General features: G+C 46.5%; 18 protein-coding genes. 14 read left to right on the top strand and 4 right to left on the bottom strand.

The window, feature by feature from the left end:
* Positions 1-83 precede the first annotated feature (83 nt).
* Positions 84-1,232, top strand: coding sequence for an acyl-CoA dehydrogenase family protein (locus M1D67_RS02790; RefSeq protein WP_023857877.1), 1,149 nt, complete (start codon positions 84-86; stop codon positions 1,230-1,232).
* Between the two features lie 36 nt (positions 1,233-1,268).
* On the opposite strand, the gene fbpB is transcribed toward M1D67_RS02790, so the two are convergent.
* The 3 genes from fbpB to M1D67_RS02805 all read right to left on the bottom strand — a co-directional run bounded on the left by fbpB (position 1,269) and on the right by M1D67_RS02805 (position 2,319).
* The gene (gene fbpB, locus M1D67_RS02795; RefSeq protein WP_023857876.1) at positions 1,269-1,424 is read right to left on the bottom strand and encodes a Fur-regulated basic protein FbpB; all 156 of its coding nucleotides are present in this window, start codon (positions 1,422-1,424) and stop codon (positions 1,269-1,271) included.
* Positions 1,425-1,426: 2 nt separating this feature from the next.
* Positions 1,427-1,585, bottom strand: coding sequence for a Fur-regulated basic protein FbpA (gene fbpA / locus M1D67_RS02800; protein WP_023857875.1), 159 nt, complete (start codon positions 1,583-1,585; stop codon positions 1,427-1,429).
* A 413-nt stretch (positions 1,586-1,998) separates the two neighbouring features.
* Positions 1,999-2,319, bottom strand: coding sequence for a thioredoxin family protein (locus M1D67_RS02805; protein ID WP_003179104.1), 321 nt, complete (start codon positions 2,317-2,319; stop codon positions 1,999-2,001).
* 160 nt (positions 2,320-2,479) lie between these two features.
* Between M1D67_RS02805 and M1D67_RS02810 the strand changes: the two genes are divergently transcribed.
* The 6 genes from M1D67_RS02810 (at position 2,480) to M1D67_RS02835 (ending at position 9,704) form a co-directional block, all read left to right on the top strand.
* A complete protein-coding gene (locus tag M1D67_RS02810) occupies positions 2,480-3,565 on the top strand; it encodes a D-alanine--D-alanine ligase (RefSeq protein ID WP_023857873.1) in 1,086 nt (361 codons plus the stop codon).
* Positions 3,566-3,681: 116 nt separating this feature from the next.
* Complete coding sequence (locus tag M1D67_RS02815; protein WP_023857872.1) at positions 3,682-5,052, top strand: UDP-N-acetylmuramoyl-tripeptide--D-alanyl-D-alanine ligase; 1,371 nt, start codon at positions 3,682-3,684, stop codon at positions 5,050-5,052.
* A 65-nt stretch (positions 5,053-5,117) separates the two neighbouring features.
* Positions 5,118-5,828 (top strand): alpha/beta hydrolase, encoded by a 711-nt coding sequence (locus tag M1D67_RS02820; protein WP_023857871.1) that lies wholly within the window; start codon positions 5,118-5,120, stop codon positions 5,826-5,828.
* 346 nt (positions 5,829-6,174) lie between these two features.
* Positions 6,175-7,638 carry a degradosome RNA helicase CshA gene (cshA, locus tag M1D67_RS02825; RefSeq protein WP_023857870.1) on the top strand — a complete coding sequence of 488 codons (1,464 nt, stop codon included), beginning with the start codon at positions 6,175-6,177 and terminating at the stop codon, positions 7,636-7,638.
* Positions 7,639-7,750: 112 nt separating this feature from the next.
* A complete protein-coding gene (locus tag M1D67_RS02830) occupies positions 7,751-8,230 on the top strand; it encodes a PH domain-containing protein (protein ID WP_023857869.1) in 480 nt (159 codons plus the stop codon).
* Entirely contained in the window at positions 8,220-9,704 is a 1,485-nt protein-coding gene (locus M1D67_RS02835) for a PH domain-containing protein (protein WP_039073238.1), read from the top strand. The genes M1D67_RS02830 and M1D67_RS02835 overlap by 11 nt, the downstream gene beginning before the upstream one ends.
* Here M1D67_RS02835 and M1D67_RS02840 read toward each other — a convergent pair.
* Complete coding sequence (locus M1D67_RS02840) at positions 9,701-10,300, bottom strand: rhomboid family intramembrane serine protease (protein ID WP_023857867.1); 600 nt, start codon at positions 10,298-10,300, stop codon at positions 9,701-9,703. The genes M1D67_RS02835 and M1D67_RS02840 overlap by 4 nt on opposite strands.
* A 343-nt stretch (positions 10,301-10,643) precedes the next feature.
* On the opposite strand from M1D67_RS02840, the gene M1D67_RS02845 reads away from it, so the two are divergent.
* The 7 genes from M1D67_RS02845 (at position 10,644) to M1D67_RS02875 (ending at position 15,463) form a co-directional block, all read left to right on the top strand.
* A complete protein-coding gene (locus M1D67_RS02845) occupies positions 10,644-11,603 on the top strand; it encodes a LolA family protein (RefSeq protein ID WP_164468292.1) in 960 nt (319 codons plus the stop codon).
* A 224-nt stretch (positions 11,604-11,827) separates the two neighbouring features.
* Entirely contained in the window at positions 11,828-12,997 is a 1,170-nt protein-coding gene (alr, locus tag M1D67_RS02850; RefSeq protein ID WP_048349920.1) for an alanine racemase, read from the top strand.
* A 111-nt stretch (positions 12,998-13,108) separates the two neighbouring features.
* Positions 13,109-13,390, top strand: a complete 282-nt coding sequence (locus M1D67_RS02855; RefSeq protein WP_006638778.1) for a CopG family ribbon-helix-helix protein — start codon at positions 13,109-13,111, stop codon at positions 13,388-13,390.
* A 4-nt stretch (positions 13,391-13,394) separates the two neighbouring features.
* Positions 13,395-13,745 carry a type II toxin-antitoxin system endoribonuclease NdoA gene (gene ndoA, locus M1D67_RS02860; protein WP_003179128.1) on the top strand — a complete coding sequence of 117 codons (351 nt, stop codon included), beginning with the start codon at positions 13,395-13,397 and terminating at the stop codon, positions 13,743-13,745.
* Between the two features lie 117 nt (positions 13,746-13,862).
* The gene (locus tag M1D67_RS02865; RefSeq protein ID WP_095292561.1) at positions 13,863-14,690 is read left to right on the top strand and encodes an RsbT co-antagonist protein RsbRA; all 828 of its coding nucleotides are present in this window, start codon (positions 13,863-13,865) and stop codon (positions 14,688-14,690) included.
* A 3-nt stretch (positions 14,691-14,693) separates the two neighbouring features.
* The gene (locus M1D67_RS02870) at positions 14,694-15,059 is read left to right on the top strand and encodes an STAS domain-containing protein (RefSeq protein WP_031305225.1); all 366 of its coding nucleotides are present in this window, start codon (positions 14,694-14,696) and stop codon (positions 15,057-15,059) included.
* A 2-nt stretch (positions 15,060-15,061) separates the two neighbouring features.
* Positions 15,062-15,463, top strand: a complete 402-nt coding sequence (locus M1D67_RS02875; RefSeq protein ID WP_023857861.1) for an anti-sigma regulatory factor — start codon at positions 15,062-15,064, stop codon at positions 15,461-15,463.
* Positions 15,464-15,467 lie beyond the last annotated feature (4 nt).

The following is a 15,467-nucleotide window of genomic DNA, read 5'->3' on the forward strand; positions in this document are numbered from 1 at the left end:
CAAGGGTATCATTTGCACAACAAGCCGTGAACGAACTATAATACTTATTAAATCTATCGGAATTTGGTCAGGAGGATGCCGGTGTGTGTTCAATATTTGTGAAAACGGAAAGGCAGCAGGAATGGCTCGGTAAAATCGGGAAACTGGCGGATGAATTTGAGAAAACAGCAGCGTATTATGACGAACATGCCCAATTTCCCGCAGAACATATTCAAAAGCTGCGGGATTCAGGCTACACAGCGCTGACGGTCGGAAAAGAATACGGGGGAGAAGGCATTTCACTCTACGATATGCTTTTGTTTCAGGAACGGCTTGCCAAAGGAGACGGACCGACAGCTCTCAGCATCGGCTGGCACTTGAGCGTGATGGGAGAACTGGCGGAAGGAAACAGCTGGGACCGGCATGTGTTTTCATCGATTTCACAGGAAGCATTAAAGGGCGCGCTGATCAACAGAGCTGCAAGTGAAGCGCAGACGGGAAGCCCGACAAGAGGAGGACGTCCCGGAACCCATGCGGTTAAAAAGAATGGCGGATGGATTGTAAACGGACGTAAAACATTTACAACGATGTCTCCGGTTCTCGACTACTTTCTTGTCACCGCTTGGATTGAAGAGAAGCAAACGATTGGCGTTTTCTTGATCCATAAAGATGCGGAAGGCTTGGCAATAGAAGAAACGTGGGATATGGCGGCGATGAGGGGTACGGGAAGCCACGATTTGGTGCTGACCGATGTCCGTCTCGACGAATCCATGCTTGTCGAGCTGTTGGCGGGTAAAAGAACGGATAAAGTCAACGGCTGGCTGCTTCATATACCGGCTGTTTATCTAGGTATCGCGCAAGCAGCGAGAGATTATGCCGTCCAATTTGCAAAAGACTATCAGCCGAACAGTTTGAAAGGTCCGATTAAAGAAGTGCCTGCTGTTCAGCGTCATATCGGCGAAATCGATTTGGAACTCATGAAAGCCCGTCACTTTATGTATCATGTCGCAGAGCTTTATGATGACCCGGAGCGCCGCGCCTTTTTAACAGGTGAGCTTGGAGCGGTTAAACATACAGTAACGAATACGGCCATTGCTGTCGTAGACAGGGCGATGAGAGTCGTCGGAGCGAAGAGCCTGGCGAGAACGAACCCGCTCCAAAGATTCTATCGCGATGTCCGGGCGGGCCTCCACAATCCGCCGATGGATGATGCGACAATCGGCAAGCTTGCTGGCATTGCATTCAGTGAATAGTAAAAAAGAAGCCGTTCAAAATGAGCGGCTTCTTTTTTAAGTTTGTTTTGCTTTAGACATTGCCAAAAGGCGGTTCTCGTGTCTGCGGTCGATCTTGTCATAAATGACTTCCATTTCTTTCGGGTTCTTGGCGATTTCTTTCTTATATTCTTCGACAAGCTGATGAAAGGTTTTAATCTTCCGTTTTGACATGATTATCCGCCTTTCTTGTTGGATTGGTATTCGCTTTCAAGTTCGCTTAAAGACAATTCGTAAAGGTGGCGCTCTTCTTTTTTATATATGCCAAGCTGGATAAGCCGCTGAATGAGTTGTTTCTTTCTCATTTCCACCGCTTTCTTTAATTGAGGGGCCATGTGATCACCTCGTCAACCGTTAGTGATATTGATAATCATTATCAATTAAGGGTATTATACTAAATAGTATCCCCGAATGTAAAGAGACATCCTTAAAATAATATTGAATAAAATCGAAAAATATGAATTATTATCCAAAAACACATATAAAAAAAGAAGCCGACAAGGGCTTCACAACTAGAAAAAATAATTGCAAAATAGGAACAAAAAACATTCTACCTGAATATAAAAAACGAATCAAGAACTTTTTGCGAAATTTCGACATTTTCGTTTCCCGGGAAATACTCGTGTCGAATTATTAATGAAAGCTCACTTTTATGAAACAAATATTGCTGCTGTCCCGTCTTGTATAAAAAGGACATGGGCGTTCCCATGTCCTGCGGTTCAGACAAAAAATCAGAACTTTAAACGAATTAGCTAATATGTTCAGCCAGGAACTCGTTCACTTCTTCAGGTGTTTTGGCATTTGCACTGTGAAGGTGACCCGTTTTTTCGCCGTTTTTGAAAATCAACAGGCTTGGAATGCCCATGACCTGATACTTATCGGCAAGTTCAGGAAGATCGTCTTTATTCAGCTCATACCAGTCATTTTCCTGATAAGCCTCAAGAATGTCTCCAATGAACATGTTCATGCGTGTACAGTCCGGGCACCAGTCAGCATAAAATTTGACGATGATTTCTTTATCGGATTGGATCAGTTCATTAAATTGTGCTTCTGTTGTGATTTTTTTCAATTGCAACCTCTCCTTTTCAATGCCATTTTAATATAAAATGAAAAGGATTTACATACAAATGCTTTTTATATGCTGTTTTTAGACCGTATTAAAATAATTAGATCATTTTCCCGGGAAAGTGATAAGATAGTAAAGATGAATCCAGTGGGGGGAGTACGAATTGAAGACAAGATTAGGATTGGTATACGGCGGAAAATCAGCGGAGCATAACGTTTCTCTGCAAACCGCGCTGGCCGTCACGAAAGCATTAGATACTGAAAAATTTGATATACACCCGATTTATATAACAGAAAAAGGCGAGTGGGTGAGAGGGCCGCAACTGACAGAACCGGTTTCAAATGTGAAAATGCTTCAGTTTGAACAGACGGGCCAGACATTTTCTCCGGCATTGCTGAACCGCGATATGTTTCCGGGCGAAGCTGATGTAAAAGAAGACTCGATTGATGTTGTTTTCCCGCTTTTGCACGGACCGAATGGGGAAGACGGCACCATTCAAGGCATGCTTGAACTATTGAACGTGCCATATGTGGGCAACGGAGTCTTAGCTTCCTCTGCGGGCATGGATAAAGTGGTCATGAAGCATCTGTTTGCACAGGCAGGGCTTGACCAGGCGAAATACGTTTCATTTGTGAAAAAAACATGGAGTCACTCCAAAGAAGAAAGCTATGATCAAGTGGAAGCTGAGCTTGGTTATCCGTGCTTCGTAAAACCGGCTAACCTTGGATCAAGCGTCGGGATCAGCAAATGCAGAAACCGTGAAGAGCTTGACCAAGCCTTTGAGCTTGCATTTCAATATGACCGGAAAATTGTCGTTGAAGAGGGCGTCATCGGACGCGAAATAGAACTCGGCGTTCTGGGGAATGATGAACCTGTCTGCTCAGTCGCGGGGGAAATCGCTCCGAAGAAAGATTTTTATGACTATAAAGCAAAATATGAAGACGGCGACACTGATTTGATTATTCCGGCTTCCCTGACAGAGGACGAATACGAAACAATGCGCAGCATGGCGGTCAAAGCGTTTCAGGCGATTGACGGCTCAGGCCTTGTGAGAGCGGACTTTTTCCTTACAAACGAAGGCAGGGTCCTGATCAATGAAGTCAATACGATGCCGGGATTCACACCGTTCAGCATGTTCCCGCTTCTCTGGAAGCAATCAGGGGTTGAGTATGCTGAACTGATTGAAAAACTTGTCGCTTTGGCAATCGATCGGCACGAAGAAAAACAGCAGATCAAACATACATTTTAACGGGACGGAGCGGACCGAATCCGGGGGAAAGCGGTTCGCCCTTATATACAGCTGCAGACACTATCCTTATTTGTGGTAGTGTCTCTTTTCCTTGCTGGAGAAAGAGAGGGACATACATGATAACGAGAACGGTAAAAGAAATTGCTGAAATGTCGGAAGGCGTTTTGACGAATGAAGCTTTTGAAGGGCGTCTCGTCAAAGGCGTCTCAACCGATTCGAGAAAACTGGCGAAAGACCAACTGTTTATTCCGCTTGCAGGCGAGCGGTTCAATGGTCACGTTTTTGCAGAGCAGGCTTTTCAGGAAGGCGTCGCAGCCGTGCTGTGGAACCGGAGCGAACCGAATCCTCCGGAAGGGAAGCCGGTCATTTTAGTTGACGATACGCTGGAAGCGCTGCAGAAGCTTGCGAAGGCATACAGGCATCAGCTGGACGTGAAAATCGTCGGCGTGACCGGTTCAAATGGGAAAACGACGACAAAAGACATGATTCATGCTGTGTTGGGCACCGAGTATAAAGTGCATAAGACAGAAGGAAACTATAATAACCACATCGGCCTGCCCCTGACGATTCTGGCGATGCCGGAAGATACGGAAATCGCCATTTTGGAGATGGGGATGAGCGCCAAAGGGGAAATTGATTTTCTGACACGTCTGGCGCGTCCTGATATCGCCGTCATCACAAACATCGGCGAATCGCACCTCCTTGAACTCGGATCAAGAGAAGGAATTGCAGAGGCAAAGCTCGAAATTGTCAATGGGCTTTCAAAAGAGGGCACACTCATTTATATCGGAGATGAACCGCTGCTCGCTGAAAGGCTGAACCAGCCGCCTTACGAGACAAAGACGTTTGGAGAGGATCCGGCTTTCGACTATCAGCTTGAGGATATGACGCAGACGGAAGAGGGCACGGCATTCCGCGTCAGAGGGATCGAAAACCGGTTCTTCATCCCGGTGCTCGGAAAGCATAATGTGAAAAACGCTTTAGCTGCGATTGCGACCGGAGACCTTCTGAATGTCAGCAGGACTCATATTGCAGAAGGGCTGACGAAACTGAAAGTGACCGGTATGCGGCTTGAGCTTGTAAAGACACGGGCCGGCGTTGCGATCATTAATGACGCCTATAATGCAAGTCCGACATCCATGAAAGCGGCGATCGAGCTTGTCGACCAGATGAAGGGATACGGCAAGAAAATGCTCGTTCTCGGCGATATGCTGGAGCTCGGCGAAGGAGAGAAAGCGTTTCATGAAGACATCGGGCAGGCAGTCAATCCGGACTCAATCGACTTTTTATTTACGTACGGGGATCTCGGTGCATATATTGCAAAAGGGGCGCTTAAACATTTTCCCGAACACCGCGTCCTTCATTTCAACCCGGAAAACAAAGACGGTTTGAAAAAGACATTGAAAGAAAAAGCGAATACAGGGGATCTGATCCTTGTCAAAGCGTCCAGAGGCATGCGTCTTGAGGATGTTATAAAAGATTTGTAAGGGAACATTGAATCATAAAGTCGTTTTTTATGTGATCATCAGTAAAAGAAAACGGGTGAATGGTCATGATAGGATGTTTATGCATTCACGGATTTACCGGAGCACCGTATGAATTGGAACCGCTGGCTTCTCATTTAAAACAAACGGCCGATTGGCGAGTCGAAATGATCACGCTGCCCGGGCACGGGGAGATGCCGGTTTTAAAAGGCGTCTGTTTTCAGGAATGGATCGCTTGCGCAGAAGTGGAGCTTGTCCGTTTGTTGAAAACGTGTGATACGGTATTTTTAATCGGATTTTCAATGGGCGGGATGATTGCCGCCTATTTAGCCGGAAAATATCCGGTCAGCCGCCTTGTCCTGTTGAGCGCGGCTGCCCAGTACATCAGCCCGGGACAGCTGATCCAGGATTTGAAGAATGTGATCAAAGATTCTTTGCAAGGCAAGCTTGAGGATAATCTGCTTTACAAAAGGTACAAACAAAAGCTGACAAGCACCCCGGTGTCTTCAGCATTTCAGTTTCGCAAGCTCGTTAAGATGACAAAGCCTGCTTTGAAAAACCTCCGCATCCCTGTGCTCATTGTTCAGGGGGAATGCGATTCAATCGTGCCGCTGTCAAGCGCGTATTATCTTTATGAAACCATACCTTCCGAAGAGAAAGAGCTGTGCCTCTTGCCGGAATCCAAGCACCATGTCTGCCTTGAAGAAAACTCCGCTGTCCTCTTTCAAACCGTTGAGGCGTTTCTCAAAAAAACGCCGATTGAATCCATAAAAAAATAAATAATTGAACGGCAATCTGCAAAAAATAATCGGGGATGCGGGCAGAGAAAAATGAGTGTATGCTGTCGAAAGCCGCACAAGCCTGTGTTACAATGTGTAAAAGACGTCAACAGGCGGGCTTGACGTTTCGCGGACGGTTGTCCCAGAGGTCTATAGATGGCTGCCGAACCGGCGAGAGAGCACACTGCTCATTTTCATCTTGTTGAAAAACGTATAACGGAATGGTAATATAACATGTAAAGTAATTCGGGCTTTGCATAAGTATGGACCTGTCCTTTGCACAAAGGGCAGTTTTTATTGATAAAACACGATTACTGAAACAGTAAGCAGAAGGAGTTTGAATACATTGACAATAACGTTTCAAGATTTTCAATTAAGTTCTGATCTCACAAAAGCGATCAAGCGTATGGGATTTGAAGAGGCAACACCGATTCAGGCACAAACGATTCCGCTCGGCCTTGCAAATAAAGATGTGATCGGACAAGCGCAAACGGGAACAGGAAAAACGGCTGCATTTGGCATCCCCCTTGTTGAGAAAATCAACCCCGAGTCTCCTAACATTCAAGCCATTGTTATCGCACCTACTCGTGAATTAGCCATTCAAGTTTCTGAAGAGCTATATAAAATTGGACAGGATAAACGCGCTCGCGTGCTGCCGATTTACGGTGGACAGGATATCGGACGCCAGATTCGCGCGCTTAAGAAAAATCCTCATATTATCGTCGGAACACCTGGCCGTTTGCTTGACCATATCAACCGCCGCACAATGCGTCTTCAAACAGTGAACACCGTTGTGCTTGATGAAGCGGATGAAATGCTGAACATGGGATTCATCGAAGATATCGAATCCATCCTTTCCAATGTGCCCGCTGAGCATCAAACATTGCTGTTTTCTGCAACAATGCCTGCTCCAATTAAACGGATTGCAGAACGTTTCATGACCAACCCGGAGCACGTGAAAGTGAAAGCGAAGGAAATGACAGTATCAAACATTCAGCAGTTCTACCTTGAAGTACATGAACGCAAAAAGTTTGATACGCTGACACGTCTTCTTGACATCCAGTCTCCTGAACTGGCGATTGTATTCGGCCGGACAAAGCGCCGCGTCGATGAACTGACAGAAGCGCTTAATCTGCGCGGTTATACAGCTGAAGGAATCCACGGCGATTTGACTCAGGCGAAGCGGATGGTGGCACTCCGGAAATTTAAGCAAGGCGCAATTGAAGTGCTCGTTGCGACAGACGTTGCGGCGCGTGGCCTTGATATTTCAGGGGTAACGCACGTCTACAACTTCGATGTGCCGCAAGATCCTGAAAGCTATGTTCACCGCATCGGAAGAACGGGACGCGCAGGCAAAACAGGAATGGCGATGACCTTCATTACACCGCGCGAAAAAGACATGCTCCGCGCCATCGAGCAGACGACAAAACGCAAAATGGACCGCATGAAAGCACCGACTCTAGATGAGGCGATTGAAGGACAGCAGCAGGTGACGGTTGACCGCCTCCGGACGATCATCGAGGAAAATAACCTGAACTTCTATATGACGGCTGCAGCGGAATTATTGGAAGACCATGATTCTGTGACAGTTGTTGCGGCTGCCATTAAAATGATGACCAAAGAGCCGGACAACACGCCTGTCCGTTTGACGGAAGAGGCTCCGCTCAGAACGAAGCGAAATAAAAGTCACCACCCCCGTTCATCAAAACGCAGAGACGGCGGCGGCTACAGAGGAAAGAACAATCGTTCATCTTATGATAAAAAGCGTTCTTCGAATGACAGACGCCAAAAAAAATCATATAATTCATAATCAAAAGGCGGATCCTTTTTTACGGATTCGCCTTTTTTTAAAAACGAAAGTCTTTATCCGAAACATTTTCAGCCTAAGACCGTAAATAGAACTAGATTGGGGGAATCGAGTTTTGAGAAGCGAGCCGAAAAATCAAATAAGCCGCGATGGCGTAAAAGTCTGGAGAATTACAGCTTGTATCACATCATTCGTTTTAATGCTGGCTGCAGCAGGCCTTGTTGCCGCAGGGTTGATATTTAAATGGCCGGTATGGATCGGCATTTTGTCAGCAGCCGTTTGGCTGGTGATTTCATTTGGCATCATTATTATTATTCCGAATATCCGCCACAGAATATGGCGCTACGAAGTCCATGAGAACGAAATCGATATTCAGCACGGCATCTTTGTGGTGACCCGCGTGATCGTTCCGATGGTCAGAGTCCAGCATGTTGATACATCGCAGGGCCCCATCCTCAGAAAATATAATCTCGCCTCCGTGCAAATTTCAACAGCCGCGACGACCCATTCCATTCCCGCTCTGGATGTTGAAGAGGCGGATCAGCTCAGGGACTCCATTTCCAGGCTGGCAAGGGTGACTGAAGATGATGTCTGAACCGAGACGCATGCACCCCGCCGCCGTCATTCTCAACTTTATTAAAGGCCTTGTTGAGACCGTTAAAAACTTTATCATTCCATTTGGCGTAGTGCTTTTTTTAAATCAGTCGCACACAGTCAAAATGCTGGCGATCGCCGCGGCCGTGCTGTTTTTCATTGCTTTGGTCGTGACGAGCATCATTAAGTGGAGCAAATTTACATACCGTATCGAAGAGGATGAATTGCGAATAGAGGAAGGCCTGATCAATAAGAAAAAAAGGTATATTCCGATCGAACGGATTCAAACGATCAACACGAGCGCTGGCCTCATTCAGCAAATATTCAAGCTGGTGAAGCTTCAAGTCGAAACGGCAAGCGGAGGAACGGAAGCGGAAGTTTCCTTGGTCGCCATTACCCAGGCAGAAGCCGAACGTATTCAGCAAGCGCTTTTCGAAAGGAAAAAAGCGGTGGAAGGCACTGAAGCCGCTGTCACGGATCCCCAGGAAGAGACTGCTGCAGAGGCGGAGGAAACAGCGGAAGAACCGCAAATGATGTACAAAATGACCGGGCAGGAGCTTTTAACTGCAGCGTCAACATCAAGCGGGATCGGCGTCATTATTTCAGGAGTATTCGCTTTTTTCACTCAAGTCGACGACTTCTTTGATTTGGACTGGCTGTATGACCGTTTTGCTTTTTTGAATAGCGCTGGAGCGACTGTCATCGCCTTAGCTGCTTTTGTTGCCCTTTTCATTGCATGGCTTCTCAGCATTGTCGGGATGCTTTTGAAATACGCGAATTTTACAGTCGTGCGTAAAGAGAAAGAAATCGTTATTTCCAGAGGGCTGATTGAAAAGCATCAAATCACGATTCCGCTGCAGCGGATTCAAGCGATTAAAATTAAGGAGAGTCTGATCAGGCAGCCTTTTGGACTTGCAGCCGTCACGATCGTCAGCGCAGGCGGAAACGTTTTGGAAGAAGATAAATCAGCCGTCCTATTTCCGATTATCAGCAAAAAAATGATCAAACAGCACCTCGGAGAACTCATTCCGGATTATGCGCCGGAAGACGATTTGAACCGCTTGCCGAAACGCGCACTGCGCCGTTATATCCTGCGCGCATCCTGGCCGGTCCTCGCCGTCGTTCCGCTTTCTATTCTGTTTCCGCCGTGGGGCTATTTGTCCGCTGTATTGATTCCTTTTTACTGGATCATCGGCTACTTATCATACCGCGATGCCGGCTGGAAGATCAGCGGCAGCAAAATCATCATGTCATCGCGTTTCATCGGCAGAACAACCGCTGTCATTCAGCGCAGGCGCATGCAGGTGTTCGAAGTCAGCCGCTCGTATTTCCAGCGCAGAAGACAGCTTGTTTCGATCCATACATCAACAAAATCATCTGCTTTAATGGAGAAGTTTTCGGTGGCTGATGTCGAGGAGAAAGATTCGGACGATATTTTTGCATGGTATTCTTATGAAAAAAGAGTGAACGGTTAAAAGCCGTTCACTCTTTTATTTAACAACGGGGGAGCCAGAGCGAGTCCGCCCAGCAGTCCGAAGATGTGCGCCATGATATTGATATTTTGGTTGACAAACGTCATCAAAACCGAAATGGCGAGGATGGTGACGATGATTTGGGAATTGGCGCTTCCCATCAGCTCTTTTCTAAACAGCACGATGTACAGGTACACACCGAACAATCCGAATATCGCTCCTGAAGCACCGACATGCATATACTCCAGCGGTTCGATGAAATACGTGCCGATATTGCCGATCACTCCTGTCCCAATATAAACGATGAGAAACTTGAGTTTCCCGAGCATTCGTTCCAGCCCGGGGGCAAATAAAAAGATCGACATCGAATTAAAGAGCAGATGGCCGAACCCGGCGTGAATAAAGATCGGTGTCACAAACCTCCACCATTCTCCATTCGCTATCCCCCAGTTAAATCCAATCAATAAATCAGACCACATCTGTACGGCCGTCAACGGAAGTAAAAAAAGAATCCAGATGGCAAGCTGCAGGGCCAGTATGGCGGATGTGACCGGGTAGAGCCTGATAAACGTCTGAAAATTTTCTGTTCTGATAAACATGCTTATGATTTAAGCCCCTTTACAATGATCTCGTACATATATAGTAACACGTTTATGAACAGGCAGCGGTGATTAGTACGGAGGAGAAAAATGATTTTGAAAGGTTGTCATGCTAGTCTGCATATTGTCTGAGACACGCTCATATATTGGGTAGTGCAATAAGGGAGACGAGTCGTTGCAGGCTTTTATGGTACGCACGCCGATACAGCCGGCCCTGTTCTTATGGCGTACCGTTAAAGTCGAACAAGCGGTTTCTTCCTTTTTACATCAATGATTAAAAAGGGGTTGAAAAAAGGTGAGAAAAAGCTTTGTTTTGCTTTTAACGGGGCTGCTTGTAATCCTTATGCTTTCTGCCTGCGGCCAAAAATCGCAAGAAGATGTTGTGACGGGGCTCGATAAGAAGGCAAAAGAATACACGTCCTATAAGGCAAAAGCGAAAATGACGATTGAAACGGGAAATGAACCGCAGGAGTACAATGTGGAAATCTGGCATAAAAAACCTTCTCTTTACCGGGTCTATTTGGAAAACCCGAAAAAAGACCAGAGCCAGGTGATCTTGCGCAATGAAAACGGCGTGTTTGTTTTGACTCCGTCGCTGAATAAAAGCTTCCGCTTCCACAGCGACTGGCCTAATAACAGCAGCCAAGTATACTTATTCGAATCGCTCGTAAAAGATGTCAAAAATGATGGGGAAGCTTCTTTTTCCGCAAAGGATTCAAAATACATTTTTGAAACGAAAACGAATTATCAGCATAATCAGATGCTGCCGACCCAGGAAATCGTTTTCCATAAAAAAAACATGGCTCCTTCATCGGTTAAGGTGATGGACACGGACCGCAAACCGATGGTAAAGGTTGAGTTTACAAGCTTTGAATTCGATAAGCCGCTCGATAAAGACGCATTTGATGAAAAGAAAAATATGACGCTGTCTCAAATTGACGTAGCGACAAGCGCGGACGTGTCAGACTCTTTCGCCGTCAAAACGCCGCTCGATGTGCCTCAGGGCGTGAAAAAACTTGAGGAGAAAGAAATGGCGACTGAAGACGGCAAACGAATCGTCATCACATACGGCGGTGAAAAGTCCTTTACATTGATTCAGGAAAAAGCCCGCGTCGCCAAAACATCTACTTCTGTGTCCATGAACGGAGAGCCGGTTGACCTCGGCTTCACGGTCGGCGCACTGACGGATAAATCGTTGTCATGGACTTATGACGGAGTCGACTATTTCATCTCATCAGAAGACCTTTCTCAAGATGAACTTCTGATGGTTGCCAAAAGCATGCAAGGCCAGTCTTCAAAATAGACTGTGCCTATCCAGCAGCCTGTTTTCCGCCCTGAAGCGGAAAGCAGGCTGTTTTTATATTTCCGGCGCAAGCGTATGTTTTCGACAGTTTTTCCGTAAAATGTATAGCGTGCCAGCAATTTTTCTCTTGTTCTGGGCAGTTGTTCCCGTACAAAATTTCCCTTTCTCCGAACTTTTTAGTATGATGGGAAGGACGATTGAAACAAGGAACAGGAAGTGTCATGATGAGCTTAAAACCATTCTATAGAAAGACATGGGCCGAAATCGATTTAACGGCTTTAAAAGAAAACGTGCGCAATATGAAGCGGCACATCGGCGAGCATGTCCACTTGATGGCCGTCGTTAAAGCGAATGCCTACGGACACGGGGATGCACAGGTAGCGAAGGCGGCTCTTGCAGAAGGGGCGTCCATTCTTGCTGTGGCTTTACTGGATGAAGCGCTTTCGCTGAGAGCGCAGGGGATTGAAGAACCGATTCTTGTCCTCGGCGCAGTGCCGCCCGAATATGCCGGCATTGCCGCGGAAAAGCGCATTACCGTGACGGGCTACTCAGCCGGCTGGCTGAAAGACGTGCTCGGTTTTCTCGGTGAGACCGAAGCTTCTCTTGAATATCATTTGAAGATCGACACGGGCATGGGCCGCCTTGGCTGCAAAACGGAAGAAGAGATCAAAGAAATGATGGAGATGACCGAATCGAGCGATAAACTCAATTGTACGGGCGTGTTCACTCATTTCGCGACGGCGGACGAAAAGGACACCGATTATTTCGACATGCAGCTTGACCGCTTTAAAGAATTGATCAGCCCTCTCCCGCTTGACCGTTTAATGGTGCATTCGTCAAACAGCGCCGCGGGTCTGCGCTTCAGGGAACAGCTCTTTAATGCCGTCCGCTTCGGCATCGGCATGTACGGTTTGGCGCCGTCAACCGAAATAAAAGACGAGCTGCCGTTTCGTCTGCGGGAAGTGTTTTCGCTTCATACCGAACTCACCCATGTGAAAAAAATTAAAAAAGGCGAGAGCGTCAGCTACGGGGCGACATATACGGCCAAACGTGACGAATGGATCGGGACAGTTCCCGTCGGGTATGCTGATGGATGGCTGAGGCGCCTGGCCGGGACGGAAGTGCTGATCGACGGAAAACGCCAAAAAATAGCAGGGAGAATCTGCATGGACCAGTTCATGATTTCCCTCGCCGAAGAATACCCTGTCGGCACAAAGGTTACCTTGATCGGGAAGCAAAAAGACGAATGGATTTCAGTCGACGAAATCGCCCAACATTTGCAGACGATCAATTATGAAATTACCTGTATGATAAGTTCAAGGGTGCCCCGTATGTTTTTGGAAAATGGGAGTATAATGGAAATAAGGAATCCGATCTTGCCTGATCAATCCTGAAAATTGATGAATTAGCGGAAAAACAACTTTGCTTGCGAAAAGAATAATGATATCATTATGGATGGAATGGATAGAGTGTTGTATCCGTAAGTTTGGTGGAGGTGTATGTTTTTGTCTGAATCCAGCGCAACAACTGAAATATTGATTCGCTTGCCAGAAGCTTTAGTATCAGAACTGGATGGTGTCGTCATGCAAGATAACGGGAGCAGAAATGAACTGATTTACCAAGCCACAAAAATGTATTTGCGCGAGCGCAAAAATCGACAAATTCGGGAATCGATGAGACGCGGTTATATGGAGATGGCCAAGATTAATTTGAACATCTCTTCTGAGGCTCAATTTGCAGAGTATGAGGCTGAAAACACAGTAGAGCGCTTAGTAAGCGGAGGATAATCATTTGATTGTTAAACGCGGCGATGTTTATTTTGCTGACCTATCTCCTGTTGTTGGCTCAGAACAAGGCGGGGTGCGCCCGGTTTTAGTGATTCAAAACAACATCGGCAATCGCTTCAGCCCAACTGCTATTGTTGCAGCCATAACAGCCCAAATACAGAAAGCAAAATTACCTACCCACGTCGAAATTGATGCGAAACGCTACGGTTTTGAAAGAGATTCCGTTATATTGCTCGAACAAATTCGGACGATTGACAAGCAAAGATTAACGGACAAAATCACCCATCTCGATGATGAAATGATGGAAAAGGTCAACGAAGCCTTACAAATCAGTTTGGCACTCATTGATTTTTAATATTGATGAAAGTTGCTCGAGGCGAAAGAGCAACTTTTTTTGTGTTCAAAAATAACAAACGATATAATGGAACTGTTAGTCCAAAAAATGTTATCAGATGTAGTTAGGGGGATGAACATGTCGAATCAAGCAGTGTTAAAATTTATCTCGGAGAACCAAAATGTACTCGCCGTGAATTTGGCGGATATTCTGAAAGAACTAAACAGCAACATGACAAACGTGAAGCTGACTGAACACATGTATGAGACGATCAGCAATGAATACATTCATATCCTTATGAATGAGTCCGGGGACGGGAATGAAAAATCGATCGACACCATCTACCAGTTTTCTTCAAAAGCCGTACAGCTCGGCGTTCCGCTGAAGCTTCTGTCGTCGGGATTATCAGCTTTTTGGAAGCACCTGTACTATGAAATGAACAAGGACGTCCCGGAAGATCAGCAATGCTATGATCTGATATGGGAAATCGATAAATTTATCGAACCGATCAACAGCGAAATCTTGAATCAGTATGCGATCTCCTGGGAGAAAACCGTCGCTCTTCAAAAGGTCGCATTACAGGAGCTCTCGGCGCCGCTGATCCCGGTTTTTGAAAATATTACGGTGATGCCTCTCGTCGGCACGATCGACACGGAGCGGGCCAAAAAGATTATGGAAAACCTGTTGAGCGGCGTCGTCAAACACCGGTCCGAAGTCGTCCTCATTGACATTACGGGCGTGCCTGTCGTCGATACGATGGTCGCACACCACATCATGCAGGCTTCCGAAGCTGTCAGACTGGTCGGCGCAAAATGCCTGCTCGTTGGAATCCGCCCGGAAATCGCGCAGACGATTGTGAATTTGGGAATCGATTTAACTCAGGTTATTACAAAAAATACCCTGCAAAAAGGAATTCAAACCGCATTAGAAATGACAGACAGAAAAATTGTTTCATTGGAGGAATAAGTTTTGAGGATACCTAACATTCCAATTTTGAAGCTATATAACTGTTTATTGGTATCCATTCAAGTGGAGCTCGATGACCAAACCGCTCTGAAATTTCAAGAGGACCTGCTGAACAAAATATATGAAACCGGTTCGAACGGAGTGGTGATCGATCTGACTTCGGTGGACATCATCGATTCATTCATCGCCAAAGTACTTGGCGATGTTATTACAATGTCAAAACTGATGGGCGCCAAAGTCGTTCTGACTGGCATCCAGCCGGCTGTTGCGGTGACATTGATTGAACTCGGCATTTCTTTGGACGAGATCGAGACGGCGCTCGATCTCGAAAAGGGGCTCGAGACATTGCAGCGGGAATTGGGGGAATAAATATGGCAGACCAATCCTGTGTGAAGATTTTGACAGAATGGGACATAGTGGCCGCCAGACAGCTCGGGCGAAATGTCGCCAAAGAACTGGGGTTCGGCACAGTGGACCAGGCCAGAATCACAACAGCCATCTCAGAGCTGGCGCGTAATATTTATTTGTATGCCGGAAAAGGCCGAATCTGCATCGAACAGGTTCAGGAAGAAGGTAAAAAGGGGTTGAAAGTCATAGCGGAGGATGAGGGGCCGGGAATCGCTGACATCAAAAAAGTGATGGAAGACGGTTTTTCAACCTCAGGCGGCCTCGGAGCGGGCCTGCCGGGGGTAAAGCGTCTGATGGACCAATTTGAATTGCATTCGGACGCGGAAAATGGAACGGATATACAAGCCATAAAGTGGCTGCGGTAGGAGG

The sequence above is a fragment of the Bacillus sp. PK6-025 genome (assembly GCF_056530265.1).

Coding starts and splice junctions, on each gene's coding strand:
- fbpB (WP_023857876.1), bottom strand. CDS start 1,424: ATGTCAAAACGGAAGATTAAAACCTTTCATCAGCTTGTCGAAGAATAT.
- fbpA (WP_023857875.1), bottom strand. CDS start 1,585: ATGGCCCCTCAATTAAAGAAAGCGGTGGAAATGAGAAAGAAACAACTC.
- M1D67_RS02815 (WP_023857872.1), top strand. CDS start 3,682: ATGATAACGAGAACGGTAAAAGAAATTGCTGAAATGTCGGAAGGCGTT.
- M1D67_RS02820 (WP_023857871.1), top strand. CDS start 5,118: ATGATAGGATGTTTATGCATTCACGGATTTACCGGAGCACCGTATGAA.
- M1D67_RS02835 (WP_039073238.1), top strand. CDS start 8,220: ATGATGTCTGAACCGAGACGCATGCACCCCGCCGCCGTCATTCTCAAC.
- M1D67_RS02840 (WP_023857867.1), bottom strand. CDS start 10,300: ATGTTTATCAGAACAGAAAATTTTCAGACGTTTATCAGGCTCTACCCG.
- M1D67_RS02845 (WP_164468292.1), top strand. CDS start 10,644: ATGCTTTCTGCCTGCGGCCAAAAATCGCAAGAAGATGTTGTGACGGGG.
- alr (WP_048349920.1), top strand. CDS start 11,828: ATGAGCTTAAAACCATTCTATAGAAAGACATGGGCCGAAATCGATTTA.
- M1D67_RS02865 (WP_095292561.1), top strand. CDS start 13,863: ATGTCGAATCAAGCAGTGTTAAAATTTATCTCGGAGAACCAAAATGTA.
- M1D67_RS02875 (WP_023857861.1), top strand. CDS start 15,062: ATGGCAGACCAATCCTGTGTGAAGATTTTGACAGAATGGGACATAGTG.